The 20,385-nt window shown below is 62.1% G+C and carries 11 protein-coding genes and 1 tRNA gene; 9 read left to right on the forward strand and 3 right to left on the reverse strand.

From position 1 onward, the window contains the following. Positions 1-72 precede the first annotated feature (72 nt). The 4 genes from F8E02_RS05865 (at position 73) to F8E02_RS05880 (ending at position 11,598) form a co-directional block, all read left to right on the forward strand. The gene (locus tag F8E02_RS05865) at positions 73-1,467 is read left to right on the forward strand and encodes a PEGA domain-containing protein (protein WP_317064552.1); all 1,395 of its coding nucleotides are present in this window, start codon (positions 73-75) and stop codon (positions 1,465-1,467) included. A gap of 273 nt (positions 1,468-1,740) precedes the next feature. Further along, positions 1,741-4,758, forward strand: coding sequence for a VWA domain-containing protein (locus F8E02_RS05870; protein ID WP_317064553.1), 3,018 nt, complete (start codon positions 1,741-1,743; stop codon positions 4,756-4,758). Between the two features lie 439 nt (positions 4,759-5,197). Next, a complete protein-coding gene (locus F8E02_RS05875) occupies positions 5,198-8,224 on the forward strand; it encodes a hypothetical protein (RefSeq protein ID WP_317064554.1) in 3,027 nt (1,008 codons plus the stop codon). A 416-nt stretch (positions 8,225-8,640) separates the two neighbouring features. After that, positions 8,641-11,598, forward strand: coding sequence for an Ig-like domain-containing protein (locus F8E02_RS05880; protein WP_317064555.1), 2,958 nt, complete (start codon positions 8,641-8,643; stop codon positions 11,596-11,598). Between the two features lie 42 nt (positions 11,599-11,640). Here F8E02_RS05880 and F8E02_RS05885 read toward each other — a convergent pair. Continuing rightward, positions 11,641-11,712, reverse strand: a tRNA-Arg gene (locus F8E02_RS05885). Between the two features lie 55 nt (positions 11,713-11,767). Here F8E02_RS05885 and F8E02_RS05890 point away from each other — a divergent pair. Together F8E02_RS05890 and F8E02_RS05895 are read left to right on the forward strand one after the other, a co-directional pair. Then, positions 11,768-12,193, forward strand: coding sequence for a dCTP deaminase (locus F8E02_RS05890; RefSeq protein ID WP_317064556.1), 426 nt, complete (start codon positions 11,768-11,770; stop codon positions 12,191-12,193). Then, the gene (locus tag F8E02_RS05895; RefSeq protein WP_317064557.1) at positions 12,190-13,158 is read left to right on the forward strand and encodes a DUF128 domain-containing protein; all 969 of its coding nucleotides are present in this window, start codon (positions 12,190-12,192) and stop codon (positions 13,156-13,158) included. Before F8E02_RS05890 ends, F8E02_RS05895 begins: the two co-directional genes overlap by 4 nt. Here the strand turns inward: F8E02_RS05895 and F8E02_RS05900 are convergent. Then, positions 13,142-15,094, reverse strand: coding sequence for a tubulin/FtsZ family protein (locus tag F8E02_RS05900; protein WP_317064558.1), 1,953 nt, complete (start codon positions 15,092-15,094; stop codon positions 13,142-13,144). The two genes, F8E02_RS05895 and F8E02_RS05900, sit on opposite strands and share 17 nt — an antisense overlap. Positions 15,095-15,433: 339 nt before the next feature. Here F8E02_RS05900 and F8E02_RS05905 point away from each other — a divergent pair, with 339 nt between their 5' ends. The 3 genes from F8E02_RS05905 (at position 15,434) to F8E02_RS05915 (ending at position 18,949) form a co-directional block, all read left to right on the forward strand. Beyond that, on the forward strand, positions 15,434-16,441 hold the full coding sequence (locus F8E02_RS05905; protein ID WP_317064559.1) for a 5,10-methylenetetrahydromethanopterin reductase: 1,008 nt from the start codon (positions 15,434-15,436) through the stop codon (positions 16,439-16,441). 130 nt (positions 16,442-16,571) lie between these two features. Then, positions 16,572-17,501 (forward strand): galactose-1-phosphate uridylyltransferase, encoded by a 930-nt coding sequence (locus F8E02_RS05910; protein WP_317064560.1) that lies wholly within the window; start codon positions 16,572-16,574, stop codon positions 17,499-17,501. Positions 17,502-17,527: 26 nt separating this feature from the next. Beyond that, positions 17,528-18,949, forward strand: coding sequence for an aldehyde dehydrogenase family protein (locus F8E02_RS05915; protein WP_317064561.1), 1,422 nt, complete (start codon positions 17,528-17,530; stop codon positions 18,947-18,949). 425 nt (positions 18,950-19,374) lie between these two features. On the opposite strand, the gene F8E02_RS05920 is transcribed toward F8E02_RS05915, so the two are convergent. After that, on the reverse strand, positions 19,375-20,217 hold the full coding sequence (locus tag F8E02_RS05920) for a F420-dependent methylenetetrahydromethanopterin dehydrogenase (RefSeq protein WP_317064562.1): 843 nt from the start codon (positions 20,215-20,217) through the stop codon (positions 19,375-19,377). Between the last annotated feature and the right edge of the window lie 168 nt (positions 20,218-20,385).

The raw sequence follows: 20,385 nt of genomic DNA on the forward strand, positions 1-20,385 counted from the left end.
GTTTTGTCTCTTCAACCCTACCTGAAGAGATAAACCGATGCACTCAAATTTCTGGCCGCAGTATACTCCAGCATGTTAAAGCGTCGTATCATCATAACTCTGATTCTCTTCTGCTGTCTCCTCTGCTGCACGGCGCAGGCGGTCACCCTGCGGGTCAGCGTGGCCGACGAGAAGACCGGTGGTGCGCTCGCCGATGCCTCAGTATACATCGACGGCACCTATGTGGGAAGCACCGCATCCGATGGCACGTACTCATACTATCACACCGGGAAGAAAGATCTGCGCGTGAAGGTGGTCCGGACGGGCTACAAGGACTGGGTGGAGTATGTCGATGCCGACAGGACCAGCGTCTTTGTCAATATGGTGCGCAAAGATGAGATCCTTACGTTCGAGCTCTACGATGCGGTAACCCTGAAGCCGATCGCCGGCGCCCTGGTGCGTATCGAGGGTGACGGGGTCTCCTCTTCGGGGACAACCGGTAGCACCGGGAGCACTGAATTCTCCGTGAAGGCCGGTGCGCTCTACAACGTCGAAGTCCGCACGTCGGGATACTATGAGTTAACGAAGACCGTGCAGGTGGAGAACAGCAAGAAGGTCGTCCAGTACTGGCTCTTCAGGAGCGATCTCCTTGCGGTTCAGGTCAAAGACAGCACTACCTCCACTCCCATCGCAGGTGCGGAAGTCTTTATCGACGGTACGCGTGCCGGGACGACCGACGCTGACGGGAAGCTGCCGCTCAATCTGCAGCGGGAGAAGAGGTACTCCTTCAGGGTCACGGCACCGGACTACCAGACCTATCAGGAGGAGCGTTACCTCGACGCGGATGTCGTGCTCCTTCACGTAGGCCTCTCGAAGTCGACATACCCGCTCTCGATAACAGCCACGAACGAGGCGATGAAGTTCATCGAAGGGGCGGAGGTCTACCTCAACGGAACATTCCAGGGGAAGACCAACCATTACGGTCGATTCGCGCTCTCCGAGGTTCACGCCGGCACGTATGAGTTCCTGGTACGTGCGCCCGGGTACGAGGAATGGGCCGGAACGCGCCAGGTCTCTGGAAAAGGGGAGGAGATCGTCGCCGAGCTCAAGTACGATCGGGCAAGCGTGACCATCCGCGCCGAGGGGGCCGACCGAAGAGCGGTCGCCGGTGCGGTGATCGTCATCGACGGTCAGGTTGCCGGGACGACCGACGGTCTCGGGTGTCTCCGGACGGCGCTTGTGACGGATAGGGTCTATGCTGTTGCCGCCGCCCGTGACGGCTACGAAAACCTCTCGGTCGACGTCGAGATCCCGCTCGGTTCGACCGAGTTCACCGTCCCGCTCGTGATGGAGCAGAGCTTAAACGTATGGATGATCGCGGCAGGTATCGGGGTTGTTGCTGTGGTCCTCGTCGCGGGGGTGCTTGTCCTGCGACGCAGGCAGGCCGGGCGGGACCAGAGCAAACCGCGGGGCCGTGACGGGCTGTAAGCCCTCCGGACCACTTTTTTCAGGCCCCTCCATGGTTTCGGGGTGCTCATAGCCCCGAGCGTTGTAAAGCAATATCTTCTCCTCCAACGGAATGATTTTTTTCTGAACAAAGTATAATTAATACTTTTTATTCGCTTTCGAACCGATTTGGTGAAAAATTTGTCCAACCTGCTTTGTGATATAGTTCCGATTTTCAAAAGGGGTTCTTCTGTCATTCAGATTACATGACAAGTATTATATCTGTTGACGTGGTAGGACCAGATGCGATAGCGTATGAATCAGTGGATGTATGCGTACCTGGCCATCGGGCTGCTCCTTCTTGCAGCCCCGGCAGGGGCGCTGGTGCCCGATACAATTACCATCGAGACGGATTCCGGCTGGGTGACGGCGGGAGGCTCCGATACCGCAACCCTGACGGTGCAGGTCTCGAACAGCGTTTCCGGCAATACCTCGTTTCGGGGGGTTGCCGTCGATTTTGCAGCAAACAACACGTATGGTAGTATTTCACCCGCTCACGTCGTGACAGATGTTAGCGGAAAAGCGACGGCGGTCTTTACGCCGGGGACCACCAGCGGGACCGCGGCGATCACGGCGACGGCTGTGCATGGGGATCTGGGAGAGCCCCTGACCGGGAGCGTCGACCAGCAGGTCGACCACGCCGCTCCCTACCTGGTCAAAAACATCTGGTACTCACCGGAGGTGACGGTCGGGCAGACGACGACGATCGCGGTCCGGGTGGTGGATCGGTACGGAAATCCGGTGGACAGCAGGCGGGAGGCCTCCCTGAGTACCACGCCTGAGAGCATACGCTTCACGGTGGGTTCGCCGGCCGGGTTCGTGGTCGGTGCGTCCTGCGAGGATAAGGTCTCGGTTCCGGTGGATGCCGAAGGGAACGCCACGGCAGTCCTCCGGGTCGATACGGCGGCGGGGGAGAACCTTGTCTGGATTCAGCCGCCGGCGCCGGTCAAGAGCGAGTATATCTCCATACTCAGCGTGGCGGACGGTGTCCCGTTCCGTATCGCCCAGGCCGTCGATCCTGCGAGCGCGTCGGTCCGTGCCAACGGGGAGGAGATGGTCTCGTTCATCTACACCCTGTACGACGAGCATGACAACCCGGTTGCCGGGCAGGGCCTTCGCGTGGATGCCCTGGTGAGGCGGGGGGACCGGCCTGAGGAGCTCCAGAGCGCTCTCCTGCACTCCAACTCCCAGGGGCAGGTGATGATCACCTACGGGCCCGAGGACTCCGTCGGGGTTGCGACCATCACCGCCACGGCCAAAGAGAACGCGAGCGTGAGCGTCTCGCAGGAAGTCTCGTTCACCAGCACCGAGCCGGTGAACATGCTTCTCTCCGCAAGCCCCCAGTCGATGCCGAGCCGGGACGTCAAGGCGGACTCGCTCGCGCAACTCCGGGCCAAGGTGATGGACATCAAAGGGAACCCGGTTGCCGGGGAAGAGGTGACGTTCGAGATCGTATCGAACACTTCAACACCCTACAACCAGACCCGGGATCAGGCGCTGGAGACGACGTCCGCTACCACCGATGATAACGGATACGCCGTCGTCGGCTTCTACCCCGGTGCGTTCACGACCGACCGTAAAGCGCCCGGCTGGGATGCCACCGCGACCGGGACGGCGACTGTCCGGGCAACGTGGGGGGACGTCACCCGCGATATCGTCCTGACCTGGAAGAACTATCCCTACCTCTCGGTGGAGACGGAGGTCTCCCCTGAGACCGTTGCAGTGAACGAGACGGTCGACGTGACGATCCGCCTCCGCGGCGACGGCTGGGCGCTCCAGCCGGACCCGATCGACGTGGTGCTGGTGATCGACCGGTCGGGGAGTATGAGCAAAACGGATGTGAGCCCGACCAGAATGGCGGCGGCAAAGGCTGCGGCAAGCACGTTCATCGGTAAGATGGATCCCGCCCGGGACCGCGTCGGTCTGGTCTCGTTCTCTTCCACCACAACGGTAAACAACGCCCTGGGTGACTCGTTTGCAGCGGTGAACGCAAGCCTGAACTCTCTTCAGGCGAATGGCGCCACGCAGTTGCGGCGGGGGATCTACGAGGCCATCCTCATGCAGAAGAGTAATCTGGATCGACCAGGCGTTATCAAGGCTGTAGTCGTCATGAGCGACGGCGACTGGAACTACGACGGGAGCCCGGTGGGGCATGGGATGGGGTATCCCGAAAATTCTTCAAGTGCCTATACCTTCAGTGGCAGTAATTTGGAACCCAACAACTATCGGTATTATGATGGTCTTGGGGGGTCACTCCAACGAAATTCCGGATCGAATTATTGGAGATGCTATGATGGTGAGTTCACCAATCAGAACATGTCCCGGTTTGCCAGCGACAACGGGGTGAAACTCTATACGATCACGTTCGCCTATAGTCCCGGCCCGACGGTGAACCAGACGATGCGCATACTTGCGACTTCAACCGGCGGATTCTACGAGCATGCAACGAGCAGCGGGGAGCTTACCAATATTTATGAGCGGATCGCCGGCGAACTCAAGACCGAGGCCGGCGTCGACACCCGGATGGACATTTCTTTTGATAACGTTGAAGTGAATAGCGCCCCGGTGCCCGGCAACCAGGTCTTTGACTACGTCTATGCACAGCCCGACTCGACCCGGATCTACAGTTACTTCAGCCACAACGGTTCAAATATCACCGACCCCTATGCCCGCGACGACCGGCAGTCCTGGGCGGGGGCGAGCCCGTGCCTGCACTTCAACATCGGCACCGTCCACCTCCACCAGGTCTGGGAGACGACCTTCCGCCTCAACGTGACAAAGCCGGGGAACATCAACGTCTTCGGTTCGGGCTCGACCATCAGCTTCAACGGTGGCGAAGAGACGCTGCCTCTCCCCGACACGTTCATCACGGCCGTCGAAGGGTTGATGAACCTGGGCATGACGTCCCGTACCATCAGCGTGGAGCTCGACCAGCCCCCCCTCCCTGCCGGGCAGGATGCGTTCTCCGACTCGGTTCCCCTCTCCTGGAACATCACCTACAACGGCACCTGCGATATCGATGAGGCGCTGGCCTACTCGGGCGACGGCGGACTTTCGTGGACGGTCTTCTTGATGAAGACCATCCCCCATGACGAGATGGGGGGTAACACCTGGAAGAAGGACTCGACCTCGCTTGACGCCAGCAACCTTCTGCCGGGGGACTACCTGATCCGCGTGGTCGCCTCGGCCCTCGATACCCCTGAGGCGATGGATACGATCAGCACACCGGTTCGTATCGGGGATACCTCGGGCGCGTTCATCAGGATCGGATAACCTCCCCTTTTTCGTACCCTCTGCATCATGAGTTTGCGTGATCTGCGGCCGGTCCCATGCTTTCGGACACATCCGGCCAATAATGGCCTGAAATGTCTCTCAGCCGGGTAAATCGGATTGAAGCCGCCTCTGCCTCTCCGGAAAGACGCTCACCGTGCAGGTGAGAGGCCGGAGAATGCCGGCTAGCACTGTCCTATGACAATCTGTTCCCTGACGGCATTTTCTGAATCCCCGGAACGATCTATTCGCGTCTGGAAACGAACTTCTTCGGATACCCTCACTTTCGGGGGAGTTCATTTATTATTATATCTTAAAATGGTGAAATCCTTCTATTAGGTCAAAAATTTTGCACAAATCGAGAAAAAAGATCAAATGGCGATCTAATTAATTGGATATTATTATATATATCTTGGTGCAAATGACCTCCTTGCGAAGGTCCATGAGAAGCTGGAAGTGTGCATACATAGTCATCGCCGGGCTCCTCCTCCTGGTGGCCCCGGCCGGCGCCCTGGTGCCCGATACGGTTGAGATATCCACGAGCAGCGAGTGGCTGACGGCCGGGAGCGGCGAGACCGCGACCGTCACCGTCCTGGTCACCAACGGCAGTACCCCCATACCTGGAGCGGCCGTCTCGTTTGCCAGCAATATGGGGAGCATCAGTCCCGCCGTCATCACGACCGACGGCGCCGGCAGGGCGACGGCGGTCTTCTCCCCCGCAACCACCAGCGGGACTGTGGCGATCACGGCGACGGTCTCGCACGAGGGGCTCGCCAGCCCCCTGACCCGGAGCATCGACCAGCGGATCGACCACGCCGCCCCGGCCGCGGTCGCCGGCCTCTGGTACGAACCGGTGGTGACGGTCGGGCAGACGACGACGATCGCGGTCCGGATGGCGGACCGCTACGGGAACACGGTGGATAACCGGAAGACGGCCGAGACCGTGCAGTTCGCCGTAGGCTCCCCCTCCGGGAGCGCGACGTTCGTCGGCGGCACGGACCGGGTCACGGCGTCGGTGGATGCCGCCGGAAACGCCACCGTGACGCTCCGCGTGGATACGCTGCCGGGCGAGAACATCGTCCAGGTCAGCCTGCCCGAACCGCTGCCCGGCCGCTACCTGACGATCTCCGGCGCGGGCAACGGGGAGCCCTGCGCGATCGAGGTCGACGTCCGGCCCGGGGGCGACCCGCCTGTCGCCACCGTCGACGGGGTGAGCAGGTTCGTCCTCACCTACACGCTCCTCGACGGCTACGGGAACCCTTCCTCCGGGCGAGATGTCGCGATAACCACGGACGCAAGCGGCGATGGGAAGACGGTGCTCACGACGAACGCCTACGGGCAGGTGCAGGTCAGTTACGGGCCGCGGCTGACGACCGGCGGCGTCGTCGTCAAGGCGACCGCCGTCGAGAACGCCTCGGTCACCTGCTCTCAGGCTCTTATGTTCGTCAGCAACGACCCGGTGAACCTCGTCCTCTCCACCTGTCCCGAGACGATGCCGAGCCGCGACGTGCCCGGCTCCGGCCCGGCCGTCATCCGGGCGAAGGTCGTCGACCGGTATGGCAACCCGGTCGCGGGCGAGACGGTCTCGTTCTCGATACGGAACGCTTTCGTGGGCGACTTCAACCAGACCGCGCCGCCGTCGCTCTCGGCGGTGAGCGCCGTCACCAACACCTACGGCATCGCGTCCGTCGAGTTCCTTCCGGGTGAGTTCACGACCGAGTACCAGGCTCCCGGCTACAGCCCGGCTGCGAGCGGCACCTGCGAGGTCGTCGCCACGTGGCGCGATATCGACCGGCCGGTCGCCCTCACGTGGATGAACTACCCATACCTCTCCGCTGAGACGGACGTCAACCCGGAGGCCGTCACGGTAAACGACACCGTCGACGTGACCATCCGTCTGAAGGGCGACGGCTGGGCGATGAAGCCGACCCCGATCGACGTGATCCTCTGCATCGACCGGGCCGAGACGATGATCAGCGATTACCCCGATCACATGGTCACGGTCATGGGAGCCGCCCCCGTGCTCATCGAGCAGCTGATTCCCGGGTGGGACCGGATCGGACTGCTGTCGTTCGGCTATAGCGGCACCGCGTCTGTCGACCTGGCCAAGAACAACAAAGTATGCACGATCTCAAACTCGAGGATCCCCGACATCGGGGTGGACCAGGACAAGAGCGACGACCGCGACTACATCGTTCACTATCCCGGCACCGGCAACCACTGGCGGCACTACCCGGACCACGCCGTCCTGGACGTCCCGCTGCCGAAAGACAGTTCTCCTGCGGCAAACAACTTCGGCGACGTGCGGGCCAGCATCAGCACCCTCGTACCGAGCGGCGGGAATCCGGTACGTAAGGCGCTGTACGAGGGAGTCACCGAGATGAAGGAGCACGGCAGGCCGGGCGCCGTGAGGGCGCTGGTCCTTCTCGTCGACGGCGACTACGACTGGTACGGGGATCCCCTCGCCCGTTCGGGGGCCTACCTGGACACGAAAGACCCCGAGCAGTTCGGGCAGCGGACCAACAACTGGTACCCCTTCGGCCTTTCCGGCGGAGAAGAGAACATGGCCGTGTATGCCGCAAACAACGACGTCCGGATCTACACCATCACCTTCTCCTCCGCCGTCTCGACGGACTGCAACGAGACCATGCGAATCATCGCCGAGACTTCGGGCGGGAAGCATTATATCGCGCGGACGTCGTCCGACCTCATCGCGGTCTACGACCAGATCGCCGACGACCTCAAGACCGAGGCGGGCGTCAACACCTTCGTCGATGTCACCTTCGAGAACGTGGAGGTGGACAGCGCCCCGGTATCCGGCGACGAGGTCTTTGACTATGTCTACGAGGAAGGGGTTTCCACGCTGATCCGGAGTTATAACCGCACGGCCGTCTTCACCCCCGCATATACCCGGGACGACACCGCCGCATGGGCCGCGAACCGGAGACTGCACTTCGATGTCGGGACCATCCGGCTCAACCAGACCTGGGAGGCGACCTTCAGGCTCAAAGTCCTTGCCGAGGGCACGATCGGCCTCTTCGGGGATGGAGCGGCCATCACCTTCAACGACCACGACCGGGTCGTGCTCCCCCGCGTCTACATCACGGCCTACGCCGAGGAGAACACGACGCTGGATACCCGGTCGCTCAGTGTCTCCGACCTCAACTGCCTCTCCCCGGCCACAGAGTTCCTCCCCCTCACCTGGAACCTGAACTACACCGGGACATCGGAGGCCGTGCAGGAGGTCTCCTGTTCCGGCGACGGCGGATACACGTGGACCCGGCTTGCTGCCCTGACTTCGCCGCCCGGTGCAAGGGCGATGGAGATCTCCCTCGACGTTCGCGACTTCCTGCCAGGCGAGTACAGCGTCCGGGTCTATGCCACGGCGGCGGATGCGCCGGATGCCTGGCAGACCTGCAGGCAGATCCTGATTGGAGACCGGCAGAAAGATTACATCCAGCTCAGGTGATCCGCCGAGGGCCTCTGACTGCCCCCCCTCCTCCTTTTCTTTCCGTTGCCTGCGGGTCGGGTGCCGCACCCGGTGACCCGCAAGAGCGAGTATATATATCTCGCGGAAGGCCCCGCCCCTCCAGAATCGAGGTTATTATTTGCACCCTCTCTAATCCCCGGGAATCTTTGAATCCGGGCAGCATTATCGCCCACTGTATGATATCCGATGTGCAACAACACTGATACAAATTCATATATCAGCGTTGTGCGCGGCATGCGGATCTCCAACTATCCGATATATAGAAAAATCTGGGCTTAAGTTGCCGGGATTGGGGAATTTGGGTAATTGGAAGGAATCAAATGATCGTCGGCTGAATGGGGCTAGATGAAAGCAATTATATATAGTATGCGGGATCACGGCCCCCTGATCTCAGCATGAATTTTCAGAAAGTAATCATCCTCATGATCCTGCTTGGCCTGATCGTTCCTGCGGTGAGCGCGGGCGATCCAGGGCAGATCGTCCTCTCGAGCGATACTGCCTGGCTGGTGGCGAACGGCGCCGATTCGGCAGGAATAACTGTCCGGGTGTTCGATGGGGGCGGGGCGCCGCTCGCGAACTGCACGGTGGCGCTCTCGGTCGACCCGGCCTTCGGTCGTCTTACGCCCGCGACCGTCACCACCGGTACCTCCGGGGCAGCCGTCGCCACGTTCATCGCCAACAAGACGAGCGGCACCGCCGTGATCACCGCCCGGGCCGGAGGGGCGACCGGGGCGCTTGAACAGAAGATCGACCATGACCTGCCTTCCCGGATTGTATATCTCGACTACGACTATGAGGTGACGGCAGGCGATACCACCACCATCACCGTGGGGCTGGCCGACCGGCACGGCAACCCGGTCGACGGCCGTCGGGCCGCCGAGACGGTACGTTTCAGCGTCGATTCTGTCGCCGATGATGCTGTCTTTGCCGGCGACGACGGGACGACGTTGCGCGAACTCGAATGGACGGTCAATGCAACGGGATTTGTCCATGCCGATCTCAGGACCGACCGCACCATCGGCGAGAACATCGTCCGGATGAGCACCTCCTCCGGCGGCATCGACCGCTACATCTCCATCCACGGGCTGGCCACCGGCCTTCCGGCCGGGATCGATCTCACGGTCAGCCCGGACGCCGATCCGGTTCCTTACCAGCCTGCCGACGGCGTGAGCACCTTCACCCTGGCCTGCAGGCTCTCCGATGCCTGGGGTAACCCGGCGGCAGGCCGCGACCTCCGGGTCTTCACAACGCTCGCGGATGAAGAGGTGGTCCTGACGACGAACAGCACGGGCGTCGCCTGCCTCACCTACGGTCCGAAGGACAGCACCGGCAGGCTCACCGTCACTGCGACGGCCGTGGACAATGCGAGCGTGACCGCGTCGCAGACGATCGAGTTCACCCATACCAGTCCCGTTGAGATGCTCCTCTCGGCAAGCCCGCAGTCGATGCCGAGCCGGGATGTCAATCCCGGTTCTATCTCGGAACTCAGGGCCAGGGTGGTGGACATCAAGGGAAACCCGGTCGCGGGGGAGAGGGTGACGTTCGCCATCGATATCGATTCGATCGATATCGACGGATCGACCCCGGTCGGGGCTCCCTGCCTTGAGAGGGAGGGGCAGGTCGTGGCAACAGCCATGACCGGTGAGGACGGGTACGCTGTTGCCAGGTTCAGCCCCGGGTCGTTTGCGCGGCCGATGGCGGGAGAGCAGGCCGCTGCGAAGGGCACAGTGACCGTCCGGGCGACATGGGGGGATGTCAGCCGGGATATTGCCCTGACCTGGATGAACTACCCCTACCTCTCCGTGGAGACGGAGGTCTCCTCCGGGAGGGTTGCGGTGAATGAGACGGTCGACGTCACGGTCCGCCTCCGGGGCGACGGCTGGGCGCTCCAGCCGAGACCGATCGACGTGGTGCTGGTGATTGACCGATCGGGGAGTATGTCGGAGAGGGATGTGGGCCAGATGAGGATGAAGGCTGCACAGACCGCAGCAAAGACGTTCATCGGCCAGATGAGTCCGGACCGGGACCGTGTTGGCCTTGTCTCGTTCTCCTCCTCCACAAGGGTGGATAACAGGCTGGGCGATCCGTTCGGAGAGGTAACCGCAAACCTGGACGACCTCAGCGCAAGCGGTGCCACACAGTTGCGGCGGGGGATCTATGAGGCCATCCTCATGCAGACGGAGAACCGGGATCGACCCGAGGCCGTCAAAGCTGTGGTCGTCATGACCGATGGCGACTGGAACTACGACGGGAGCCCGCTCGGGCACGGGACAGGGTATCCTGCGTATTCAAGTCCGACATTCAGCGGCAGTAATTTAGAGCCCGATAAGTACCGATATTACGATGGTCTTGGGGGTACTCTCAAGAAGAACTTCTGGGAGAGTTATTGGACCTGCCACGATGGTGAGTTTACCCACCAGAATATGTCCCGGTTTGCCAGCGACAACGGGGTCAAACTCTATATGATCACGTTTGCCTATAGGCCCGGCCAGACGGTGACCGAAACGATGCACGTGCTTGCATCCTCGACCGATGGGTTCTATGAGCATGCTCAGAGCGGCAGCCAGCTCACTGATATCTATGAGCGCATCGCAGGCGAGCTCAAGACCGAGGCCGGCGTCAACACCCGGGTGGACCTCGACTTCAGCACGATCCGGGTCAACGGTGAAGACCGGGAAGGGGGAGGCGTGTTTGCCTATATCCCTGACGACGAGGTCTCGACTGCCATCCGGAGCTGGGTTGACAATGTGACGGGGCGCTATGAGATCATCTCCCTGACCGTCGTCAACCAAACCGATGACTGGAACGACGACAACGCTCTGGAGTTCGATGTCGGCACGGTCCGTCTCGGCCAGACCTGGGAGGCGACGTATCGCCTCCGGATGCTCGCTGACGGCAACATCAACATCTTCGGCCCGAATTCGGCTATCATCTTCAACGACGGTGCGGCCAAACTTGGCCTCCCCGACACCTTCATCACCGCCGTGCCGGGCCTCACCGACACCGGTCTGAGTTCCACGACGCTCACGCTCACAAACCCACGTTACACCTGCGCGGAGCCGGTGCTGGAGTTCCTTACCGCCGCCTGGGACCTTACATATACCGGGTCAGGAACGGTCACCGGGACCGTGGACTACTCAAATGACGGCGGCCTCTCCTGGATAGGATTCTATCGCCCGATAGCAGGGAGCGGCGTGACCGGGGGCGTCGCCTCCCTTGATGTCGGGAACCTCCCGCCGGGTGAGTACCGGGTCCGGGTTCGCGCCTCTGCGGAGGATGCGCCTGAATCCTGGCTGCTCTTCCCACCAATCCGGGTCGGAGAGCCGCAGGCGGCATATATCCGGATTGTATAACACTTTTTTCTGGATGCATACCGTCTGCATCGGGAAAAAGAACGGACCCAGCGGGAATTGAACCCGCGTCCTTGGGTTCGAAGCCCAAAAGGATGTCCTCTACCCCATGGGTCCCCTCATCAATTTCTATCATAAGTTATTAAGCGTTTTTGTGCCCTTACTCTATACAATGATCCTTTCGTCCAGCGAAATCGCTCGCCGGCTCCATGACGGCGATCTCGTCATCGATCCGTACAACGGCGCGTCCCAGCAGCCTGCCTCCTACGACCTCCGGGTGGCCGAAGAGATGACGCTCCCGCGCGGCGTCTGTACCCTCGTCCCCTCGATCGAGCGGGTGGAACTCCCGCAAGACCTCGCGGCAACTCTCCGGTGCCGCTCCTCGCTTGCCCGCCGGGGCGTCCTCCTCGGCGGAGGGTTCGTAGACCCGGGGTTCCGCGGCCAGCTGACGCTCTGCCTGACAAACACCGGTTCTGAGGAGATCTCGCTTGCGGCGGGAGACCGGGTCGTCCAGATGATCCTGCAGGAAGTGTTGAACGGGGGACGACTCTATGAGGGCCGGTACCAGGACAGCCGGGGCGCGGTGCATTCGAGATGACTGCGCCGATGCGTTCCGAACGGAAATATCTCGAGATCCTCCGGATCCTCACGGAGTCGCACGAACCCCTGGGTGCCAAGCGGCTGAGCGAGAAGATGGGCGAGCGGGGTTTCGTCTTGAGCGACCGCGCCGTCCAGTACTACCTCCAGTACCTCGACGAGATGGGGTTCACGGAGAAGATCGGGAACCGGGGCCGGATCCTCACCGAGGCGGGCGTCGCCGAGAGCGAGCGGGCACTGGTCGACGAGCGGCTCGGCTTCATCATCTCGAAGCTTGAACTGCTTGCGTTCCGAAGCACATTCGACCCGGAGACCGGATCGGGAAACGTCGCCTACAACCTCACCTTCGTGCGGGAGGAGGACCTCTCCGGTGTCACGGCGGCCTTCGACGAGGTGGCGAGAGCGGGCTACGGCCTCCTGAACACCTACCGGATCGTTGACGCCGATCCCCGCATACCCGACGGTCATGTCGGGATCATGACGGCCTGCAGTGTCACCCTGGACGGTGTTCTCCAGAAGGCGGGTATCCCGGCGAGGCTCGAGTATGCCGGCAGGATCGCCATCGACCAGAGCGGCTCTGCGGGGTTCCTCGATCTCATCGGCTACCGGGGAACGTCGGTCGACCCGCTCCACCTCTTCATATCCGCGGGGCTCACCTCGATCAGCCGGCTGGCGACGACCGGGTCTGGTGTTGCACTTGCAAATGTCCGTGCGGTGCCTGCGGCCGCGCAGGACCGGGTGGCAGAGATTATCGCCCGGATGACGGAGAGCGGGTTCGGGTTTCCGGCCGGGGGAGGCATCGGGGAGTTCAATCTCCCGAAACATCCCTACCGGCTCCCGGTCGTCACGTTCAGCGGCATGAACATGGTGGGGAACGCCATGGAGAGAGGCTACCCCATCCGAACCGAGATCGGTGCCGGTACGGTGCCGTTCGATAAAATAGCGGACGCTACCGGATCCAGGTGATCCCGCTTCCGTCCGGGTCGTCGTCCGACCTCTTCTCCTCGTTTTTCTGGTTCTTCGATCGCTTCTCCCCCTCGATCACCTCGAGCTTCCCGCGCGAGGGGTCGACCTCCTTCGGGCGGGGACCGGAGTGGCCGAACCCCCGGCCGGTCTGGTCGGGCCGTGCATCCCTCGGCACGGCGGCCGTCCCGCGCATGCGCAGACCGGGTTCGTCGAAGACCCCGTCCTTCGGGCGTTGCGTCCCGTGGTCGAGCGCGACGCGGTCTCCGGTGAACGCTGCTTCCTTGGGGCGTTGTGTCCCCCGGTCGAGCGCGACCTGGTCTCCCGAGAACGCTCCTTCCTTCGGATGCTGCACCGGTTGCACGGATGCGGAGTAGACTACGGCGTCGTCCTTCGGGGCGGTCTTTGCGATATTGATTCCTTTCGTGCCGAAGGCGGAGTTCTTCGGCGCGGGGATGGACGAAGTGACCGAAGCAGATCCGGCAAGATCGATCTCCCTCCCGCCCTGCCTGGGGGGGAGGATGACGGCGCCGTCGTCCTTCTTCTGCCCGGCTTTCGGGAGCATCTCGATGGTATCGTCCTTGCTCTTCCGGGTGCCCTGGCCGCTGCCCGGCATCGCGATCATCTCGTCTCTCTCTGTGGTGGATGGCTCTGCCATGGTGTCGCTCTCCTCCAAAAATGCCGATTCAAAGGGGGAGGCGAACTCCCCGTCATCCTCTTCCGGCATCCCGGCCTCATCGGCCATTGCGGTCTCCTCCGCGCGCAGCCGCTCCTCTTCGTCGGCCTTCAATGCCTCTTCCTCGCGCTCAAGCTGATACTCCGCCCGGATCTCCCGGATCTCTTCGACGCGGGGGACGTTCGAGAGTCCCGAGAGCACGATGATGATCCCGACATACGAGGTATTCTTCACCGGGTAATCCCCCGACCGCATCTCGAGGCCGGCGATGTTGCGGTCGATCCATTTCCTGACCGTCTGGAACCCCTTCATCGAGAGTTCGGCCGAGGGTCCTGCAATCAGGACCAGCGCCTTGTCGGCGCTCGTGAGATCGCAGGGGGTAGATATCTCTTCGTAGACCGCTTTCTTCGCAAGCGAGACGATCCTGGCGGCCTTCTCGTGCGATCCCTCGATAAAGTACTTCAGCGACCGGCGCCGGTGGAGGAAGTCCAGCCATCCTGCAGGCAGGCGCTCGGCAGCGTAGCCGACGGCAACGAAGCTGTTGCCCTTCAGGGTGTTGAGAACCTCTCCGGCATCCAGGACGATCTCGGCGACCTCGAGCCCGGACTCGTTGAACTCTCCCGCGCGGAGGAGGAGACCGAGCTGACGGGCTATCCGCTCGTTGAGCATCCTGTAGAGGGTTCTCGGGTCGAGCTCCCGGGAGCCTCCGCGCAGCTGGTCCATGATCCCGGTATTCTCCTTCTCGTCTGCAGCCGCGGCGGCCCGGATCTTCTGCGACCAGGTCTCGTTGTCGAAGAGGATGACGGAGTCGACAAGGTCCCGGAGCATATCGAGGTCGTCGGCGGCCTTGGCCGAGACCCTCTTCCCTTCGCTTAAGGGCGGGAGGATGGCGAGGGCGAAGATAGGTTCCACGTAAGACTTGCGGAGTTCATCGATGATGAGCGGCGCGATATCGACGACGCTGCCTCCAAGTCCGCAGCAGAGCAGGATGGCGTCTATCTCCAGCGTATCCATGCGCTGGATCCGGGTCATCGTCTCCTCGATATCGATCACGTTTCTGATGTCGTCTGGATCGACCACGTCGATCCGGGGGAAGAAGATCCTTGCGGGGTCCGGGAGGGAGCGCAGTTGGACCAGGGAGTTCGGGTCGACGTCGATCGCTACCGTACTCATGCAGCAGACTCTGCTCCGCCGGTCGTGGTCGTAGAGATTGTCGACCACCCGTGACCCGGCGCCACCCAACCCGATCGCCAGCACCCGCATAGTATATACCCCCTATCGTGAACCCTCGCATGCCCGGAGTGACTTCCGCCGCGGAAAAGAGCGAGGATATCACCTGAAACTACAGATGAATATGAGGCCGGCAATCATATACATTTCTGTACAATCCGAAACCGGGCGCGCATTTGCGTGACGCGCTTCTTATTTGAATATTTCGATATTATCCCGTCGCGCAGGATCATTCTGCAGGTTAAGCGGGTGGATTCCCCGTATCTCTTGGGGAACCCGTTACATCCGTCCGTTTTGAGCTACCTGTTCGGTACGTGTCGTTTGGGGAGCACAAAATGATAATATATATAACTCCCGGCACGTAACTACTCAATGAGGTGCATAGCCTTGACTACATATGGAATTGAATTTGTGCCCGGACCAATCAACGTCAAGCAGGTGGTGAACTACACCAAGCTTGCAGAGTCCAAAGACATCGACTACGCTTGGATCACCAACCACTACAACAACCGCCACGCGTACCCGACCCTCGCCATGATCGCGGCAAACACCGACTCGATCAAGATGGGTCCGGGAATCATGAACACGTTCACCGACACCCCGGCAGCCATCGCCTCCTTCATGGCTACCTTAAACGAGATCTCCGACGGACGTGCCGTCCTCGGTATCGGACCCGGTGACCTCTCCACCCTCCCGAAGCTCGCCATCGACCCCGTCAAGCCCGTCGGCCACCTGCAGGAGGGTGTCGTGCAGATCCGCAAGCTCCTCGCCGGCGAAGAGGTCAAGAAGACCGGTGAGATGGAGTTCTTCGACTACGACGGTGCCAAGCTGACCGGTGTCAACCTGCCCGGCAAGAAGGGCATCCCGGTATACATCGGTGCCCAGGGGCCCAAGGTCCTCGAGCTCGCCGGCACGATCGGTGACGGCGCCCTGATCAACGCCTCGAACCCCAAGGACTTCGAGGTCGCCATCCCGATCATCAAGAATGCCATGGAGAAGGCCGGCAAGAAGACCTTCGACGTCGGCGCCTACACCGCCATGTCCATCGACATGAACGAGAAGAAGGCCCGGAACGCCGCCAAGATTGTGGCCGCGTTCATCGCCGCAGGCTCCCCGCCCGCGCTCCTCCAGCGCCACAACCTCAACCTGGACAACGTCGCGAAGATCAAGGAAGCACTCAGCCGCTTCGACTTCAAGACCGTCGGCGGACTCGTCGGCGACGCGGAGATCGACGCGTTCACCATCGCCGGAACCCCCGACATGGTCAAGCAGAAGTGCGAGGACCTCGCAAAGTCCGGAGTTACCCAGATCATCTTCGGTTCGCCTCTCGGCCCCGACATGACCAACTCCATCCGCCTCCTCGGCAAGTACGTCGTGTAAGGCAGGAAAAACACTCATCACCTTTTTTCCATCCTCGCTTCGCGGGAGATCGATCCTGCAGGTATCCGTTCTCTCCTGACGCCCGGACAGGGTTTTATACGGGCGGCGCGCCAAACGGAGTACGAAGGCCATGTTCACCACCCGTGAGATCCGGACAGAACGGGGGGTTCTCCAGTACCGCCGGGAGTCCCTCACGGGGCTCCGGTGCCGGATCAGTCCCGCCCGGATCGGACGGCGGATCGACACCGCTCCTAATCTGCCTTCTTCTCGTGACGGCTGCCCGTTCTGCCCCGGTGCCGTAGGCTCCTCCACCCCGACGTTTGCGGACGGCAGCCGTCTCCGGTGGGGCGAGAGCGTGACGTTCCCGAACCTCTACCCCTTTGCGGAGCGCCATGTCGTCACGGTGATCACGCGCGACCACGCGCCCGTCGGGTTCGACCCCCGCTGCCTCGCCGACGCCATCTCCGGGACAGCGGAGGGCCTGGCCCGGTCTCCCGGCTACGCGAGCATCAACTGGAACTGCCTCCCGTCGGCAGGCGCGAGCATCGTCCACCCGCACCTGCAGGGGATTGCCGACGTGGAGCCCACCCTTCTCGCGGGCCTCTACCTCTCCGCCGGCCGCCGTTACCTCGCCGACCACGGCCGCCCCTACTGGGACGACCTGATCGAACGCGAACGCTGCTCAGGCCGGTTCCTCTTCGAGGACGAGGTCTTCTGGTCGGCAAACCCCGTCCCGCTCGGCGAGCGGGAGGTGCGGGGCATCCTCCCGGTCTCGACGCTCGACGAGCTTGAGCCCTATATCGAGCCGCTGGCCGACGGGATCTGCCGGGTCATCGCCTTCTACCGGAATCTCGGCACGTATGCCTTCAACGTCTCGATCTTTTTTGACGCCCCGGGAACCGCCGGGCGGGGTCACCGGGCCTTCTGTTCCATCATCGCGCGGTTAAACCCGAACAGCCTCTCCATGTGCGACTCGGCGTTCATGGAGCGGCTGCACCTGGAGCCGGTCATCCTGACACTCCCTGAAGACCTGGGCGCACTCTTTGAGGAGAAAAATTGATTCCATGCCGGCGCCGACTCTTCACCATGACGAGCCCGCGCAAGTTCCTGGTCGGCGGAGAGTGGCGAAGAAGCGATGAGGTCCTGGACGTCCGGTTCCCCTTCACCGGGGAGACGGTCGGCCGGGCCTGCCTTGCCGGGAGCGCGGATATCGAGGACGCCCTCCGTTCTGCGGAGAGAGGCTTTGAGGTCACCAGGCTCCTTCCGGCTCATCGCCGCTCGGCGATCCTCTGCGCCCTTGCCGGTCAGATCAGGGACCGCTCCGCGGAGCTTGCGGAGACGATCGTCCTCGAAGCGGGAAAGACCCGGAGGCTTGCGGAGGGCGAGGTCCTGCGTGCCGCGCAGACGATCGAGGTCTCCGCCGAGGAGGCGCGCCGTATCGACGGCACCATCCTCCCCCTCGACTGGAACGAGGCCGGCGAGGGGCGGGTAGGTTGCCTCCGCCGGTTCCCGCTCGGCCCGGTCCTCGCGATCACGCCGTTCAACTTCCCGCTCAATATCGTCTGCCACAAACTCGGCCCGGCCATCGCCGCCGGAAACTCCATCGTCATCAGGCCTGCATCGGCAACCCCGTTCTCCGCGCTGATGCTCGGGGAGATGGCGATCGAGGCCGGTCTCCCGCCTGAGGCGATCAGCGTCGTCCCCTGCCGCTCCGAGCTGGCCGAGCGGATGGTGCAGGACGACCGGATCGCCTGCCTGAGTTTCACCGGAAGCCCGGCCGTCGGATGGCACCTTCGGGAGATCGCCGGCCGAAAGAGGGTCGGGCTGGAACTCGGCGGCAACGCCGCCGTGATCGTCCACTCCGATGCCGATCTCCCCTTTGCGGCCAATCGGATCGTCTCCGGTGGATTCTCGAACGCAGGCCAGGCCTGCATCTCGGTGCAGCGGGTATACCTCCACCGGCCGATCTTCGATACGGCGCTCGGGCTGCTCGTCGACCGCGTCCGTGCCCTCGCCGTCGGCGATCCCCGCGACCCCCGCACCGACGTGGGGCCTATGATCTCGGATGAAGCCGCCCGTGCGGCGTTTGCGAAGGTGCAGGACGCGGTCGGGAAGGGTGCGGAGGTTGCCGCCGGAGGAACCCGCGACGGTCCGCTCTTCCACCCCACGATCCTCTTCAACACGACCCCTGAGATGGAGGTGAACCGGACCGAGATCTTCGCGCCGGTGGTGACGGTCACCCCCTACAAGACGTTTGAGGAGGCACTCGCGCTCGCGAACGACTCCGAGTACGGGTTGCAGGCCGGCCTCTTCACCCACGATACCCGGCGGATCTCGCAGGCCTTCGCCGAGCTCCGGGTCGGGGGGCTGGTGGTCAACGACGTCTCGACCTTCCGGATGGACCACGCCCCGTACGGCGGGGTCAGGGGTTCGGGCATCGGGCGCGAGGGGCCGAAGTACGCGATCGAGGAGATGACCGAGGAGCGGATGATGGTCTTTTTGCCGTAAAAACAGCAGGCCTGCCCTGGGGGATTGGGCCCCGCTCCTGCGCCAGATGCGGAGAGCCTGTGTGCGCGATACGGTCTCACGCGAAGTGCGAGCGAAGCGAGCTTGAGCACCGCAGGTGCGAGCCGCGAAGAACGCGAAGACCGGTGTTATGGTTACCTGTAACTCCTCTTCGCGGCTTCGCGCCTTCGCGTGAGCTTACCCTCCATTGCGCCTCAAACGCCATTGGTATTCTCATGCTCCATTCTTCGCACCTGACGGTGCTCATGCTCCGGCCCGTCGCACTTCGCACCTGGCGTGGCTCAAGCTCGCTTCGCAGCCCCGCGTTTCTCGAGATCCGCTTTTGCTCACGCAGTGCGTGAACTGGCGGTGATGCAGTGTAATGGAAGGCGCTCTCCGACGCTAAAAAAAGAAAGTGATATTGGGGTTTACTCGGGCTTGCTGATGAGCGCAGTCTTCGAGACGATCTCGCCGGTCTTCTTGTGGGGCTTCCTGATGACCGCGTCCATGCCCTTCTCGAGTTCGCGTGCTTCCTCGCAGAGGATCATGGCCTGGCGCATCATCTCGTGAGCGCTCGCGACGATCGGGATGTACTTCTCCCATTCCTTCGTCATGAAGCAGCCCTTGACGTTGACGCCTGCGACCGACTGTGCGATCTCGTAGGCGGCACGGGCCTTCGCGAGCGCGTAGGGGTTGCTGAACTCGCCCTCGACAGCCTTGTCGGTGGTCATGACGACCTTCGGGAGCGCGAGGTCTGCGCCCTTCTTGCCTTCCTTGACCTGGTCGATGACCTTGTCGAGCTCCATCTGCATTTTGCGGAACGCGCCGGTGATGGAGAGGACCTTGACGAGGTTTCCGTTGTAGTCAGCCATCTCGATGGGGTCGAGGAATTCGCGGCGGGCGCCGATCATGGCGTCGGCCTTCATGATGATGTAGCCGAAGTTGCTCGCCTTGAGCGCCTCGAACTGCTCCTTCTTGGTGGTGACGTCGTCGGTGATGACGATGCAGGGGATCCCGGCCGCTGCGAGGTCCTCACGGGCCTTGACGGGTCCGGGGAGGATGCCGTTCGGCGAAACGACGATACAGAAGTCCGGGCCCCATGCCTTCATGTTGCTGACCACGCGGTCGATATCCTCGGGCTGCAGCTTCGTACCGGAGGTCGCCATGAAGGTGATCATATCCTCACGGTCGGCACGCTCGTCAAGAAGGAGTTCACCCATTACACCGCTGGCGATATTTCCCAGTTTCGCAATTCCTACTTTAACAACCACTTTTAACACCTCTCAATAGTTGAGAACACGATAGTATCGCCAAGTTCTCATATAAACGTTTTGAAATGCCCTGGAAGTCGCCCTGGAGCATCCCTGCCGGGAGAGGGGCGCCCGTATGGGGTTCTCCGGTGATCGCGGAGCGATGCATAAAATACCTGGGGTTGAGGG

Source organism: Methanoculleus caldifontis, from assembly GCF_032842345.1.
Lineage (GTDB): Archaea > Halobacteriota > Methanomicrobia > Methanomicrobiales > Methanoculleaceae > Methanoculleus > Methanoculleus caldifontis.

Bases quoted from the DNA above. Each gene is read 5' to 3' on its own strand.
- F8E02_RS05865 (WP_317064552.1), top strand. From the start codon at position 73: ATGTTAAAGCGTCGTATCATCATAACTCTGATTCTCTTCTGCTGTCTC.
- F8E02_RS05870 (WP_317064553.1), top strand. From the start codon at position 1,741: ATGAATCAGTGGATGTATGCGTACCTGGCCATCGGGCTGCTCCTTCTT.
- F8E02_RS05875 (WP_317064554.1), top strand. From the start codon at position 5,198: ATGAGAAGCTGGAAGTGTGCATACATAGTCATCGCCGGGCTCCTCCTC.
- F8E02_RS05880 (WP_317064555.1), top strand. From the start codon at position 8,641: ATGAATTTTCAGAAAGTAATCATCCTCATGATCCTGCTTGGCCTGATC.
- F8E02_RS05890 (WP_317064556.1), top strand. From the start codon at position 11,768: ATGATCCTTTCGTCCAGCGAAATCGCTCGCCGGCTCCATGACGGCGAT.
- F8E02_RS05895 (WP_317064557.1), top strand. From the start codon at position 12,190: ATGACTGCGCCGATGCGTTCCGAACGGAAATATCTCGAGATCCTCCGG.
- F8E02_RS05900 (WP_317064558.1), bottom strand. From the start codon at position 15,094: ATGCGGGTGCTGGCGATCGGGTTGGGTGGCGCCGGGTCACGGGTGGTC.
- F8E02_RS05905 (WP_317064559.1), top strand. From the start codon at position 15,434: ATGAGGTGCATAGCCTTGACTACATATGGAATTGAATTTGTGCCCGGA.
- F8E02_RS05910 (WP_317064560.1), top strand. From the start codon at position 16,572: ATGTTCACCACCCGTGAGATCCGGACAGAACGGGGGGTTCTCCAGTAC.
- F8E02_RS05915 (WP_317064561.1), top strand. From the start codon at position 17,528: ATGACGAGCCCGCGCAAGTTCCTGGTCGGCGGAGAGTGGCGAAGAAGC.